The sequence below is a fragment of the Hwangdonia sp. genome, assembly GCF_048381975.1.
GTDB lineage: Bacteria > Bacteroidota > Bacteroidia > Flavobacteriales > Flavobacteriaceae > Hwangdonia > Hwangdonia seohaensis.
The window spans coordinates 280,176-294,136 of sequence record NZ_JBLWYT010000001.1 but is presented as its reverse complement, the minus strand read 5'-3'; the positions used below and the strand labels follow the sequence as shown (position 1 = coordinate 294,136).

Annotated in this window: 16 protein-coding genes and 1 pseudogene; 10 read left to right on the top strand and 7 right to left on the bottom strand. The window is 37.3% G+C overall.

Features of this window, described 5'->3' with window-relative positions; translation table 11 throughout:
• Positions 1 to 9: 9 nt before the first annotated feature.
• Together ACN5J7_RS01285 and recA are read right to left on the bottom strand one after the other, a co-directional pair.
• Positions 10 to 420, bottom strand: coding sequence for a hypothetical protein (locus tag ACN5J7_RS01285; protein ID WP_311936968.1), 411 nt, complete (start codon positions 418 to 420; stop codon positions 10 to 12).
• 130 nt (positions 421 to 550) lie between these two features.
• Positions 551 to 1,561 (bottom strand): recombinase RecA, encoded by a 1,011-nt coding sequence (gene recA / locus ACN5J7_RS01280; protein WP_418602351.1) that lies wholly within the window; start codon positions 1,559 to 1,561, stop codon positions 551 to 553.
• A gap of 195 nt (positions 1,562 to 1,756) precedes the next feature.
• Between recA and ACN5J7_RS01275 the strand changes: the two genes are divergently transcribed.
• The 5 genes from ACN5J7_RS01275 to ACN5J7_RS01255 all read left to right on the top strand — a co-directional run bounded on the left by ACN5J7_RS01275 (position 1,757) and on the right by ACN5J7_RS01255 (position 7,707).
• Positions 1,757 to 2,068, top strand: a complete 312-nt coding sequence (locus ACN5J7_RS01275) for a hypothetical protein (RefSeq protein ID WP_311936963.1) — start codon at positions 1,757 to 1,759, stop codon at positions 2,066 to 2,068.
• A gap of 254 nt (positions 2,069 to 2,322) precedes the next feature.
• Positions 2,323 to 3,396: a rhodanese-related sulfurtransferase gene (locus tag ACN5J7_RS01270; protein WP_418602350.1), complete on the top strand. Its 1,074-nt coding sequence runs from the start codon at positions 2,323 to 2,325 to the stop codon at positions 3,394 to 3,396.
• Positions 3,397 to 3,599: 203 nt separating this feature from the next.
• Positions 3,600 to 4,790: a regulatory iron-sulfur-containing complex subunit RicT gene (locus ACN5J7_RS01265; RefSeq protein WP_311936957.1), complete on the top strand. Its 1,191-nt coding sequence runs from the start codon at positions 3,600 to 3,602 to the stop codon at positions 4,788 to 4,790.
• The gene (locus tag ACN5J7_RS01260) at positions 4,777 to 5,271 is read left to right on the top strand and encodes a gliding motility lipoprotein GldH (protein ID WP_311936955.1); all 495 of its coding nucleotides are present in this window, start codon (positions 4,777 to 4,779) and stop codon (positions 5,269 to 5,271) included. The genes ACN5J7_RS01265 and ACN5J7_RS01260 overlap by 14 nt, the downstream gene beginning before the upstream one ends.
• Positions 5,272 to 5,352: 81 nt before the next feature.
• Positions 5,353 to 7,707: a penicillin-binding protein 1A gene (locus tag ACN5J7_RS01255; protein ID WP_418602349.1), complete on the top strand. Its 2,355-nt coding sequence runs from the start codon at positions 5,353 to 5,355 to the stop codon at positions 7,705 to 7,707.
• Here the strand turns inward: ACN5J7_RS01255 and bioA are convergent.
• The 4 genes from bioA to ACN5J7_RS01235 all read right to left on the bottom strand — a co-directional run bounded on the left by bioA (position 7,704) and on the right by ACN5J7_RS01235 (position 11,266).
• A complete protein-coding gene (gene bioA / locus ACN5J7_RS01250) occupies positions 7,704 to 8,969 on the bottom strand; it encodes an adenosylmethionine--8-amino-7-oxononanoate transaminase (protein WP_418602348.1) in 1,266 nt (421 codons plus the stop codon). The genes ACN5J7_RS01255 and bioA overlap by 4 nt on opposite strands.
• An 84-nt stretch (positions 8,970 to 9,053) precedes the next feature.
• Complete coding sequence (bioD, locus tag ACN5J7_RS01245; protein ID WP_418602347.1) at positions 9,054 to 9,668, bottom strand: dethiobiotin synthase; 615 nt, start codon at positions 9,666 to 9,668, stop codon at positions 9,054 to 9,056.
• Positions 9,669 to 9,719: 51 nt separating this feature from the next.
• Complete coding sequence (locus ACN5J7_RS01240; RefSeq protein ID WP_418602346.1) at positions 9,720 to 10,133, bottom strand: DUF2007 domain-containing protein; 414 nt, start codon at positions 10,131 to 10,133, stop codon at positions 9,720 to 9,722.
• The gene (locus ACN5J7_RS01235) at positions 10,130 to 11,266 is read right to left on the bottom strand and encodes an aminotransferase class I/II-fold pyridoxal phosphate-dependent enzyme (protein ID WP_418602345.1); all 1,137 of its coding nucleotides are present in this window, start codon (positions 11,264 to 11,266) and stop codon (positions 10,130 to 10,132) included. Before ACN5J7_RS01235 ends, ACN5J7_RS01240 begins: the two co-directional genes overlap by 4 nt.
• Positions 11,267 to 11,448: 182 nt before the next feature.
• Here ACN5J7_RS01235 and ACN5J7_RS01230 point away from each other — a divergent pair, with 182 nt between their 5' ends.
• The 5 genes and pseudogenes from ACN5J7_RS01230 to ACN5J7_RS01210 all read left to right on the top strand — a co-directional run bounded on the left by ACN5J7_RS01230 (position 11,449) and on the right by ACN5J7_RS01210 (position 13,516).
• A complete protein-coding gene (locus ACN5J7_RS01230; protein WP_311936940.1) occupies positions 11,449 to 11,973 on the top strand; it encodes a DUF2975 domain-containing protein in 525 nt (174 codons plus the stop codon).
• Positions 11,974 to 11,976: 3 nt separating this feature from the next.
• Entirely contained in the window at positions 11,977 to 12,183 is a 207-nt protein-coding gene (locus tag ACN5J7_RS01225; protein WP_311936938.1) for a helix-turn-helix transcriptional regulator, read from the top strand.
• Positions 12,170 to 12,724: an N-acetyltransferase family protein gene (locus ACN5J7_RS01220; protein ID WP_418602344.1), complete on the top strand. Its 555-nt coding sequence runs from the start codon at positions 12,170 to 12,172 to the stop codon at positions 12,722 to 12,724. The genes ACN5J7_RS01225 and ACN5J7_RS01220 overlap by 14 nt, the downstream gene beginning before the upstream one ends.
• A 33-nt stretch (positions 12,725 to 12,757) precedes the next feature.
• Positions 12,758 to 12,895: pseudogene (locus ACN5J7_RS01215) on the top strand (SOS mutagenesis and repair protein UmuC); the annotation flags it as partial.
• Positions 12,896 to 13,075: 180 nt separating this feature from the next.
• On the top strand, positions 13,076 to 13,516 hold the full coding sequence (locus ACN5J7_RS01210; RefSeq protein WP_418602826.1) for a LexA family protein: 441 nt from the start codon (positions 13,076 to 13,078) through the stop codon (positions 13,514 to 13,516).
• A 106-nt stretch (positions 13,517 to 13,622) separates the two neighbouring features.
• Here ACN5J7_RS01210 and ACN5J7_RS01205 read toward each other — a convergent pair whose 3' ends face one another.
• Positions 13,623 to 13,916 (bottom strand): F0F1 ATP synthase subunit epsilon, encoded by a 294-nt coding sequence (locus ACN5J7_RS01205; RefSeq protein ID WP_311936934.1) that lies wholly within the window; start codon positions 13,914 to 13,916, stop codon positions 13,623 to 13,625.
• Positions 13,917 to 13,961 lie beyond the last annotated feature (45 nt).

Here is a 13,961-nt window from a genome sequence, read left to right as displayed (position 1 = left end):
TACTTAAACTTACTCTGTTACGGGCACTTCAATAATTAAATATTGGTCTTCCCCACTAGCATCTTCTCCTTGCCAAAACTTAAATATATATGATCCGTTACTGGTAACAATGAAATTAAACGTGGCTTCTACCAGCTCGTCTGTTAATGTGTCGCAACTGTTGTTATTAAACACATAATTAATGGCGGCAACCGTACGTTCGTTATTTTCTCTCAAATAATAAAATTCCTTAAAAGAGTGACATGTTGATGGCTTAAAATAGGAAACCGTTATTGGGTAGGTTTCCCCTAGAGTAAACTCATCGGGAATATCAACGCTTTCAATAGGTAAAATTTCAAAGCTGTAATTTTGGCTATCATCATCAAGACTGCATGACGCAAATAAAAATAAAGCTAAACTTAGGGCGACTAACTTTTTCATTGCAAATAATTTTTTTAATTTTTCTTTTTAATACATGTTTTTGTATTTCATAGATGCAAAAAAAAACGAAAGGTTGCGTGCCGTATTGATATAATTGCATAAAAAATCCCGAAAAGTCGGGATTTTTTATTTATTCTGATGCTTTTAAAGCGGTTCTGATTTTATCTTCGAGCTCGTCCATGAGTTCGGGATTGTCTTTAATAATAGCTTTTACGGCATCGCGCCCTTGCCCGAGTTTGGTATCGTCGTAACTAAACCACGAACCACTTTTCTTAACTATTTCGTGCTCAACGGCCACATCTAAAATTTCGCCCACTTTACTTACGCCTTCGCCATACATTATATCAAACTCAGCCAATTTAAAAGGCGGAGCCACTTTGTTTTTAACCACCTTAACTCTGGTTTTGTTTCCTAAAACATTACCGTTGCTATCTTTAATTTGAGTAGAACGACGAATGTCCAATCTAACCGATGCATAAAACTTTAAGGCATTACCACCAGTTGTGGTCTCGGGATTGCCAAACATCACGCCTATTTTTTCGCGCAATTGGTTAATAAAAATCACGGTACAATTGGTTTTGCTTATCGAACCCGTTAGTTTTCTTAAGGCTTGGGACATTAAACGCGCATGTAAGCCCATTTTTGAGTCGCCCATTTCGCCTTCAATTTCACTTTTTGGCGTTAAGGCCGCAACCGAATCTATCACCACAATATCTATAGCGCCAGAGCGAATTAAATTGTCTGCAATCTCTAAAGCTTGCTCGCCATTATCGGGTTGCGAGATAATTAAATTATCAATATCAACCCCAAGTTTTTCAGCGTAAAATCTATCAAAGGCATGTTCGGCATCAATAAATGCAGCAATACCACCAGCTTTTTGGGCTTCGGCAATAGCGTGTAAAGTCAATGTGGTTTTACCCGAGGATTCCGGCCCATAAATTTCTATAACCCGACCACGCGGATAGCCACCAACGCCCAAGGCAATGTCCAATCCTAAAGAGCCGGACGGAATGGCATCGACATCAACTACGGCAGCATCGCTCATTTTCATTACGGTGCCTTTGCCATAGGCTTTATCTAATTTATCTAATGTAAGTTTTAACGCTTTTAATTTTGCTTCTTTTTCTTTTTCGTTACTCATTTTCTGTTTTTTCTGAAATTATATATGCTAAAATACTACATCTTTTTTCATGGTACAATAATAGTTTTCAACATTAAAATTTTAAGCAAAAAAATCGTTTTTTTGATAATTAATTCAAATGTACCACGCAACCTTTATTCAAATATTTCATCTTTAAAATATAGAAGCTATTTTCAAAATTTAATATCCAAAAATATGTTTAAAACTTCCGTCGTTTTTTTATGTGTTTGTGTTTTATTTATTGCTTGTGATTCTCAAAATGAAGATGAATCCATTCAAACCGGAACCGTAATAAATCAAACATCGTGTGGTGGTGGTCCCGAACCCGTTTTCATTATAAAATTAAGCGAAAACGACTCTATAATGACCGCTACACTTCCTAAAGCATATCAAAAACCCCTTTTAAAAATTCAATTTAAAACTAAAGAAAAAACGTCGTTGTTAATTTGTACTATGGACAAAATCTACCCCAAACAATTTGATGTTTTTGATGTTATTTCAATATAAATTAAAAATACCACGCAACCTTTTTACATATTTTGCATCTATAAAATAAACGCAGGAAAAATTTTGCTATGAAATTGATCTAATAATGGTTGGGAATTAGACTAACTCAAACTATTTTAGTAAAGCACTTTATATTATTTAAGGTGCTTTTTTATACGATTTATTGTGCTATCCTTTTAAAATTGTACTTTTGCATTTTAAAATATTTCTTTATTCCGCACCATGCGGTTTTAACCTTAAAACATTAGTATAGCATGCAACTGTACAATAAATTAAGCGCTAAAGAAAGAGCCGAATTAATCGAAAAAGCTGGTAAAGACCGGTTAACGCTTTCTTTTTATAAATACGCTAAAATTACCAATCCTCAAGAATTTAGAGACGAATTGTTTATTACTTGGAACGCCTTGGATGTTCTGGGTAGAATTTACGTAGCCCACGAAGGCATTAACGGGCAGTTATCGCTTCCGGCAGATCGTTTTAACGCCTTTAAAACGCATTTGGATACCATCGATTTTTTAAAAGGCATCCGTTTAAATATTGCTGTTGAGCAAGACAATATGTCTTTTTTAAAGCTTAAAGTAAAGGTGCGCCACAAAATTGTTGCCGATGGTTTAAACGATGACACTTTTGATGTTCGGGACAAAGGCATTCATGTGGGTGCCGAAAAATTCAATGAACTTATTGAGGACGACAAAACTGTTTTGGTTGATATGCGCAACCATTACGAAAGCGAAATCGGTCATTTTAAAAATGCCGTGACCCCAGATGTGGATACCTTTAGAGAATCGTTGGATATTATTGAAGACGATTTAAAAGACCATAAAGAAGATAAAAACCTGGTTATGTATTGTACTGGCGGTATCCGATGTGAAAAGGCCAGCGCGTATTTTAAGCATAAAGGATTTAAGAATGTGTACCAATTGGAAGGCGGTATTATTGAATACACCCGACAAGTAAACGAAAAGCATTTAGAAAATAAATTTATTGGTAAAAATTTTGTTTTTGATGAGCGCAGAGCCGAAAAAATTAGTGACGACGTTATTGCTCGCTGCCACCAATGCGGAAGCCCTTTTGATGTGCACACCAATTGCGCCAACGATGCATGTCACTTATTGTTTATTCAATGCGATTCCTGCAAAGCAGAAATGAACAATTGCTGCTCGACAAACTGTAAAGAGATACACGCCCTTCCTTACGAAGAGCAAAAAGAGCTGCGTAAAGGCCAAGGCAATAGCAACGACATCTTCAAAAAAGGGCGCGCAGACCATTTGCCCTATAAAAAAGATTTAAGGAATATTTTTGAAGTTTTAAAAAAGAAGGAGGGCTAAACCTCAATCAAAATCAACAACTATAAATTCTTTGTTTTAAGTCTTTAGAATAATCTTATATTTACGTCGTGAAGATTTCTTTTGAAACTTTGTTTCAAAAATCCACTCATTTTGTCATTCTCACGAAAGTGGGAATCTAAAAAGATTTATAAACCTTCATTCGTAATAATTTGATTATTAACGAATTCAATATATAGAAATTTATGGCTTGTAACAGTTGTTCAACTGGAAAAGACGGTCAACCTAAAGGATGTAAAAACAACGGCACTTGCGGCACAGACAGTTGCAACAAACTAACTGTTTTTGATTGGCTCGCAAATATGTCGCTTCCAAACGGCGAAAAACCCTTTAATTGGGTGGAAGTCCGGTTTAAAAACGGGCGTAAAAACTACTATCACAACACCGAAAACCTAACCTTAAGTATTGGCGATGTGGTTGCTACCCAAGCAAAATCGGGACACGACATTGGCATGGTTACCCTTACGGGGGAATTGGTGCGGGTTCAAATGAAACGCAAAAATGTTTCGACCAAAGGCGACGAGGTTTTAAAAATTTACCGAAAGGCAAGTCAGAAAGACATTGATATTTGGCAAAAAGCACGCGATAGAGAAGAACCAATGAAAGTGAAAGCGCGCCAATTTGCCATCGATTTGAAATTACAAATGAAAATTTCGGACATCGAGTTTCAGGGCGATGCCAGTAAAGCCACATTTTATTACACCGCCGAAGAGCGTGTAGATTTTAGGGAACTTATAAAAGTATTTGCCCGCGAGTTTAGAACACGCATAGAAATGAAACAAGTTGGGTTTCGTCAAGAAGCGGCAAGACTTGGTGGCATTGGCTCTTGCGGGCGCGAGTTGTGTTGCTCCACATGGTTAACTGATTTTAGATCGGTAAGTACCTCGGCAGCCCGATATCAGCAATTATCTTTAAACCCACAAAAGCTTGCCGGCCAATGTGGTAAATTAAAATGCTGCTTAAATTACGAACTCGATACGTATTTGGATGCTTTAAAAGCGTTCCCCAAAACCGATATAAAACTTAAAACCGAAAAAGGAACGGCAGTATGCCAGAAAACCGATATTTTTAAAGGACACATGTGGTATGCCTACGAAGGCGAATGGATGAATTGGCACAAAATAACCACTGCCCAAGCTAATGAAATTATTGAGGCCAATAAGAAAAACAAAAAAATTGCAAGCCTTGAAGAATACGCCTCAGACCTTATTGAAGATACTAAAACAGAGTTTGAGAACGTTGTAGGACAAGATAGTTTAACGCGGTTCGATAGTCCAAAAGGGCGTAACAAACGTAAAAACAATAAGGGCCGTAACAACAGAAACAAAAAAAACAACAGAAGAAAACCTCAAAAAAGTAAAAATGAAGCGAAGTAGTTCGGTATTGTTTTCTTTAATTTTTTCTTTTGTTTTGGTATCATGCGATTCTAACCGTGTTTTCGATACCTATAAACCGGTTCCAAACACATGGCATAAAGATTCTGTGGTTAGCTTTACGGTAAATCCACCAGATTCAATAAAGCCCTATAATTTGTTTGTTAATTTAAGAAATACCAACGATTATAAATTTAACAATTTGTATTTAATAGTCGAAATGGTTTTTCCTCATGGCAAAACCATAAAAGACACTTTAGAATACAGAATGGCAGACCCCAACGGAAAGCTTTTAGGAACAGGAATAACGGGTGTTAAAGAAAATAAATTGTGGTACAAAGAGCATGTTGTTTTTAAAGAAGCAGGCGAATATGTGGTTAGTATCCAACATGCTATGCGGGAAAACGGAAAAGTAAATGGTGTTGTGGAGCTTGAAGGTATCACAGATGTTGGCTTTAGAATAGAAAACCCATCAAGTAAATAAAAACGATCAATTGTCACACTGAGCCTTTCGTCTTCGCTCAAGACAGGCTAAAGTCGAAGTGTATTTAATATTCAAAATTAAATGGCAAAAACAAAAGCAAAAAAGGAAACAAAAGGCACACAGGATTTTTCAAAATATATCCGTTGGTTTTGGATTTTGTTCTCAGTAGGTATTCTGGCAGTGGCACTTATATTTTCAGCAGCATCGTGGGGTTGGCTTGGAGCCATGCCAGACCATACGCAATTGGAAAACCCTAAAACCCATTTGGCAACCGAAATTATTTCTGCCGATGGTGTAACCCTGGGGAAATATTACTTTAACGATAACCGAACTCCCGTAGCTTTTGAGGATTTGTCGCCCCATTTAGTCGATGCTTTAATCGCTACTGAAGATGCCCGTTTTCACGAGCATTCTGGTATCGATGCCCGAGGCACATTAAGAGCCTTTGCTTTTTTGGGAAAACGGGGTGGCGCCAGTACGATTTCGCAACAATTGGCAAGACAGTTGTTTGTGGGCGTTAGAACCAACAATATATTTGAAACTATAACCCAAAAAATAAAAGAATGGGTTATTGCCATTAAATTAGAACGACAATATACCAAAGAAGAAATTATAGCACAGTATTTTAATGTTTACGATTTTGGTAACAATGGCGATGGCATACGCAGTGCCTCCAGAATATACTTTAATAAAGAACCCAAAAATTTGGATATTAAAGAAGCCGCTATGTTGGTGGGTATGTTTAAAAACTCTTCCTTTTATAATCCAATACCAAGCAGAAATCCAGTTGGCGTAAAAAACAGACGTAATGTTGTTTTGCTTCAAATGGAAAAATACGGATATATTAATGAACAGGTTAAAGACTCCTTACAGAAAACCGAACTGGATTTAGACTTTACCCCGGAATCGCATCGCGAAGGCCTTGCTACTTATTTTAGAGGATACCTTGCTGGTTTTATGAAAGATTGGATAAAAAACAATCCAAAACCAGACGGCACCAATTGGAATTTATACAACGATGGCTTAAAAATTTATACCACCATCGACTCGCGTATGCAAAAGTATGCTGAAGATGCGGTACAGCAACACATGCCTAAGTTGCAAGCAGAGTTTTTCCATCAAAACACGCCCGATAGAAACCCAACGGCACCGTTTCTGGATTTAACCAATGGCGCCATTGATACTTTAATGCAGCGTTCAATGAAACAATCCGAACGTTGGCGACACATGAAATACGACTTAAAAAAACCGGACAAAGAGATAGAAGACTCATTTTACAAACCGGTACAAATGACTGTTTTTGAATGGAAAAACGGCAAACCTTCAGAGCGGGATACCATTATGAAACCTATCGATTCCATGCGTTATTACAAATCGTTTTTAAGAACCGGCATGATGTCCATGAATCCGCAAACCGGTCATGTAAAAGCTTGGGTTGGCGGCATGAATTACAGGCACTTTCAGTACGATATGGTTAAGCAAGGTAAGCGTCAAATAGGCTCTACGTTTAAACCTTTGGTTTATGCTACGGCAGTAGATCAGTTGCACTTATCGCCCTGCGACGAGCTTCCAGACACACCGTTTTGTATTGAAGCCAACAAGCACGGCAACCCAGAAGAATGGTGCCCAAAAAACTCCAATCTTAATTATGGCGGTACGCGAACATTAAAAAATGCGTTGGCTAATTCTGTAAATACCATTACAGCTAGATTAATCGATAAGGTTGGTCCGCAAACCGTTATCGATTTAGCACGAAAATTAGGCATAGAATCTGATATTCCTCCGGTGCCATCCATTGCCTTAGGGACACCCGATTTAAGCGTTTACGAAATGGTTGGTGCTTACGCCACTTTTGCCAATAAAGGCGTGTACACCAAACCTGTTATGGTAACCACTATTGAAGATAAAAACGGCACCATTTTATATCAATTTTCACCTGAAACCAACGATGTATTAAGTGCAGAAACAGCTTATGTAACGGTAAAACTTATGGAAGGTGTAACACAATCTGGTTCGGGCGTTCGCTTACGTACAAAAGGCGCCGACGCTAACAGAGCAGACTATAGAGAAGTGGTTACGGGCTACCCTTACGAGTTTACAAATCCTATTGCCGGAAAAACAGGAACCACACAAAACCAAAGTGATGGCTGGTTTATGGGCATGGTACCAAATTTGGTTACTGGCGTTTGGGTTGGTGGCGAAGAAAGAGCAGTCCATTTTAAAAGCATTACTTACGGTCAAGGTGCGGCCATGGCGTTGCCTATTTGGGGCTTGTACATGAAAAGCTGTTATGCCGATGAAAGCTTAAATATCTCTAAAGAAGATTTTGAGGAACCAGCAAACCTTTCAATATTAGTTGATTGCTCTAAAGCCAATGAAAAAACCGTTATTGATGATGATAAAGATGAAATACCTGATGATTTAGATTTTAACTAAATCATTTCTAATGCATCCTCAATAACTTGATAGACTTTTTCCAATTGTTTTTTGGTGATTACATAAGGCGCTTGAATGTAAATGGTGCTTCCTAAGGGACGTAAAAACACGCCATTGTCCATAAAAAATTTAAAAAGCTTATCGCGTAAATTACCGTAGCGTTCCATTTCTATGTTCAAATCGAGGGCAAAAATAACGCCTAATTGTCGTGTGGATTTTACTTTAGGATGCGTTTTTATACGACTCTCAAATGCCTGGTGCGAAGCGTTAATAGCTTGAATTTGTTTTTGAATATCATCGGATTGCAACAATTCCACACACGCCAAAGCTGCGGTACAGGCCAGCGGATTTGCTGAATACGTATGCCCGTGAAACAAGCCTTTGCTCATATCGTCACTATAAAAAGCCTCATAAATATTTTGCGTACACGTGGTTAAAGCCATGGGCAATAACCCGCCGGTTAAAGCTTTGCTCAAACACATAATATCTGGTTTGGTTTCCATATAAAGCGACGCAAAATGTTTACCCGTTTTTCCGAAGCCCGTCATCACCTCGTCGGCAACGGTAATGATATTTTGGTTTTTGCAGAATTCAAGAATCTCATTTAACCCCTCGGCGTTGTGCATTTTCATGGCCGCTGCACCTTGTACCAAAGGTTCGTAAACAAATCCAGCGACTTTATTATTAGATACTATGTCTCGCAACATTTTTAAAATGGCATCGTGATTTTTTCCATTTGGGACAGGAATACGTTTTACGTTTAAAAAGAAATCCTCAAAAGGTCCGTTGTAAATCGATAAACCGGAAACGCTCATCGCGCCAAAAGTATCGCCGTGGAATCCGTCTTCAAAAGCAATTAAGGTATTGCGCTTTTCGCCTTTGTTAAAATGGTATTGTAACGCCATTTTAATACCGATTTCAACAGCCGTTGAACCATTGTCGCTAAAGAATATCTTGTTCTGGTTTTCAGGGAGTATTTTAATAAGGGCTTCGGATAATTTTATAGCGGGCTCGTGTGTGAATCCGCTAAAAACCACTTGGTCCAATTGTTGCATTTGTGCCGAAACCCGACTGGTTATATACGCGTTGCAATGCCCATACATACAGGTGTACCAAGAGGCAATAGCATCGATATACGCGTTGCCATCCTCATCGGTTAAAATACAGCCTTTTGCTTTGGTTATGGCAATGGTTTCCGGGTGTAATTTGTGCTGTGTTAAGGGGTGCCACAGGTGTTTTTTATCGCGTTCTTTTAAATTCATTTTTTTTGTCATTCTCGCAAAGGCGGGAATCTATTTTTTAACTTTTAGTTGCATAGTGGATTCCTGCTTTCGCAGGAATGACAGCTACAAGTTATCTTTAAACAATTCAGCATATTCCTTTACTACATTTTTATCAAAATAAGGCTCTTCATCTATACGCCCAATAACAGGGACATTTGTCATTTTTTTAATGATGCTTTCTGTTGATTTGTGTTCGTTTCCGCTAAAAACCAAAAAAACATCGAAGCCTTTTTGTTTTAAAGCATTAATGGTTAAAAGCGTGTGGTTAATGCTTCCTAAATAATGCCTTGAAACCACTATAACCTTATAATTAGGTTTTATTAAATCGAAAACCGTTTGTGTATTATTTAAAGGCACAAACAACCCGCCAGCGCCTTCAATAACCAAATGGTTACTTGTTTTTGGAACTTTAATTTCTTTAATATCAATAGTAATATTGTCAATTTCTGCAGCTGCGTGCGGACTCATTGGCGTTTCCAACGCATAAGCATTGGGGTGGAACTTGGATTTGGAATTCGACACCAATCGTTCCACTTTATCCGTATCGCCATGGTCCAATTCGCCTGCTTGAACAGGTTTCCAGTAATCGGCTTCCAAAGCTTCAGTAATTATTGCCGATACTATGGTTTTACCAACTTCGGTTGAAATTCCTGTTATAAAATATGTGTTGTTTTTCATTGAATATTTTAACAATAAACCGCTCCCGAACTTTCGGTAACGGCTAAAAAATCATTTTAAATCGAATTCAGTATTACAATCTTCACATTTATATTTATGTTTTGCGTGTAAAGGCAGTGCACCGAAAAGAAACCCAAAGATAAAGGCAAAAAAGGATTTTAGGTCTTTTATTGTAGAAAACAGCTCTATTCTTTCACTTTTGCAATTCGGGCAGTTTAAGGTGTTGCCTTCGTCATCAACCGAATACTTGTGTATGGCATTCAAAATATGTTGTGCTTTCATAGCTTGGGTGGACAGCACTTTTAATTTAACGCCACCAATGGCATTGCTAACCAGCGGGTCGGTATCGATGGTAAGATTATCGGATAAAAAAACTTGAATGCCTTCGGCTTCTAATCTGCCCTTTATAATTTGGGCTTCAGAAGAATACTGAAATCTGGCTATGGTTTTAAAGGTCTCGCTCATATATTTACAAATGTAGTTAAGAGCCGTAATACTTTCGATATTTCGTTTTCCGAATTATCACTATGCAAACAAAAGCGTAAGCGCTCTTCGCCTTTTGCGACTGTTGGCGACAAAATGGGTTTTACATTAAAACCGTTTTCTTGAAGTTTTTTTGCCATTGATTTCACTTTTTCATTACCTGAAATAATGCAGCAATGTATTGCAGAATTGCTTTCAATAAAATGATTTTGAAGTTTGTTTTCAACAATTTCTTTTTTAAAATGCTGAATGTTTTGATGCAACTTTTCTATGTTTTTCGTAGAAACCAACGCATTATAAGCCGAATGAACAGTAGCGAGCGTGTGTGGTGGCAAAGCTGTTGTGTAAATAAAACTGCGGGCAAAATTGACTAAATATTGTTTTAAAACAGCCCTTCCTAAAATAGCGGCACCGTGACAACCCATGGCTTTTCCAAAAGTTACCAAACGTGCAAAAACGTATTCTTCTAAGTTTAATTGTTGAATTAAACCAACGCCGTATGTGCCAAAAACACCAATAGCATGGGCTTCATCAACCACCAAAAAGGCTTTGTGTTTTTTGCTTAATTGGCACATGGCAACCAAATCCGGGGCATCGCCATCCATAGAGAAAACAGACTCCGTAACAATGTATGCGTTGCCTTTATACTGAACGCGTTCCAACATCTCATCCAAGGCTTTCACATTATTGTGCTTAAATTTATAAGCTTTTGCATTGGAAAGTAAAACACCATCGCGAATGGAAGCGTGTATAAATTCGTCGTAAAAAATAACATCATCGCGTTGCGGCACACTGCTAAAAAAGCCAAGGTTGGCATCGTAACCCGAATTGAAAATCAATGCCGATTCGCTATTATGGAAATCGGCAACCAAGGATTCTACAATGTTATAAAATGAATGATTGCCCGAAAGCAAACGCGAACCCGTTGATCCATTTTGCTTCATATTATGCCCAATTAAAAGGTTGTGCGTAGCGTTAAAAATAGATTCGGATTTGGCAAACCCTAAATAATCGTTTGATGAAAAATCTACCAAACCATTGCTTGAATCAAGTTGACGTAAGGCATTATTCGCTTTGCGCTCTTCGAGTTTTTGATGTAATTTTTGAGGTAGCATTAATCAAAGATAGTCAAGACCTGTCAGGTTTTCAAAACCTGATAGGTCTAATTTCAAAAATAAGTTTTTAACACAATATTATTGTTTATCGATAATTTTTATATATTTGTTATTGTTAAACGATAATATTTCTACCTAAGGCGACTTGAAATGCAGTCGTAAAACGAATTAACCATATAATTATGAAAGACAATACGCAAACTTTAACCATCGTTACCTGGGCTGTTTTAATTTCAGCAGTTTCAATATTACTTAATGATTTACGCGAGTTTGATTTTAACCAATTTGAAACGTTTCAAAATTGGGTAAAATCAGCAGATAAAAATGAATCTTGGTTTACTTCAAAAAATGCAATCCAATGGAGTTATTACGCGATTAGTGCAGGATTGTTTTTTTGGAAGGCGTATCTTATTTATGGTTTTTCTTATTTTTTATCGATTCTGAAAGAAATTGAAAACGGAAACTACTTTAGCGATAATAATATTAAGTACTTTAAAAAGATAGGTAACATTTTTATTTTATATACCATCAATATTTTGGTATTGCGATTTCTTTTAGCCGCGATTGGCAAATCTACTTTTAACTTTTTTAACGAACTTAAAGCGGAATTCACCTTTTTAATCCCAGCAGGATTGGCTTTTTATCTTCTTGCCGAAATTTTTAAACGAGGAAAACTAGCTGAAGAAGAAAACGAATTAACCATATAACCCATGCCAATAATAGTAAATCTCGACATCATGCTCGAAAAACGAAAAATGAAAAGCAAGGAGCTGGCGGAAATTATTGGTATTACCACGGCAAACTTATCGATATTAAAATCCGGTAAAGCCAAAGCTGTTAGATTTTCCACACTCGAAGCCATTTGTAAAGCACTCGATTGTCAACCTAGTGATATTTTAGAATATGTTGAAGACTGACATAACATACCATAGAGCATCAACTGCTGAAGACTTACATCAAATTTTAAATCTTCAAAAAAAGAATCTATACGATGCCATTTCTAAAGATAGTAAAGAAAAAGAGGGCTTTTTAACTGTAAAACACGATTTTGAACTACTAAAAAAAATGAACGATGCCTGTCCACATTTCATTGCAAAATATAACGCTAAAGTGGTGGGCTACGCCCTTTCAATGGTAAGGGAATTTAGAGACCAAATTCCGGTACTCATACCCATGTTTACCGAAATAGACAAAGCTATCAACGAACAAAACCGTCCATTAAATTATATGGTAATGGGGCAAGTGTGCGTCGATAAAGAAGCAAGAGGCCAAGGGGTTTTTAGGGGATTATATCAATATATGGCGCAAGAGTTAAAACACAAGTTCGACGCCATTATTACCGAAGTAGACATTAAAAACAAACGCTCATCTTATGCCCATAAGGCCATTGGCTTTAAGGTGTTAAAAAACTACACATCCAACGGTCAGTTTTGGGAAATTATTAGTTTAAACACTTAAAAACCGAGCACTATTTCCAGTATCTTTACAGCTATGTTTGCACTTGTAGATTGTAATAATTTCTATGCTTCTTGCGAACGTGTTTTTAACCCTAATTTACAAGGAAAACCAGTTGCTATTCTCTCCAATAACGATGGTTGTAAAATAAAGCCCACTAAAAGGTCAAAATCTTATAAATAAAAACTAAATTTAAACAAAATAAATAATTTTATTTGGGCGTTACCACAACCCTTCGACTGCGCTCAGGGCAAGTGGTCGGGCTTTCCGCTATATCTTTTGCGAAAAAGCAAAAGGATGCCGCATCAATCCCTAACGCAAACCAACGTGTCAATTAAAAAAACAGATAAACAAATGCAGCTTCACAAATCCAACACACTAACCTTATTTGCGCCAAAAACCCATAACAATTCTGGAGCACATTTTTTCGATGCTGGCATTTCAGCAGGCTTTCCTTCGCCAACCGAAGATGTTAAAGAACAGCGCCTATCCTTAGACCGGGAACTCGTAAAAAATAAAGAAGCCACTTTTTTTGCTCGGGTAAGCGGGCAATCTATGATAGGGGCCGGACTGGACGATAACGATTTACTGGTTATAGACAGAAGCTTAGAGCCTACGCATAACAAAATAGCGGTATGCTTTCTCGATGGTGAGTTTACCGTAAAACGTTTAAAAGTTAATGCAGAAGGTATTTGGTTACAGCCCGAAAATCCTAACTACCCCATTATAAAAATCACAAGTGATAATAATTTCGTTATTTGGGGCATTGTTACCAATGTTATTAAAAAGGTATAAGTTCTCGATACCATTTCAAACTCGTTTGAAATCACTCGAACAGACAGGAAACAAAAAACGCTTCAGAAATTCTGAAGCGTTTTTTTATAAAATATGTGTTTTGTAATTAATCTGCCAATACAATCACTTTATTATCCTTCATCTCCAAAGTACCGGATTTTATCTTTAAAGTCAGTACTTTTTGGTCGTCATTATGAGGCGTTACCTCGGCGTGAAGCTCATCAAATACCAAATGACTTTGTGTATGGGTTTTAATTTTAATAGTACCTTCTTTTAACAAAGAGACTATAGGCGCGTGGTCTTTTAGCATTTCAAACTCACCATTTATCCCAGGAACAACTACAGAATCAACTTCACTACTAAATAAAGTGGCTTCGGGTGATACAATTTCTAAATACATCTTTTTAAGTCTTCAGTTTGCAGTCTTCAGTCTTCAGTCTCTGCG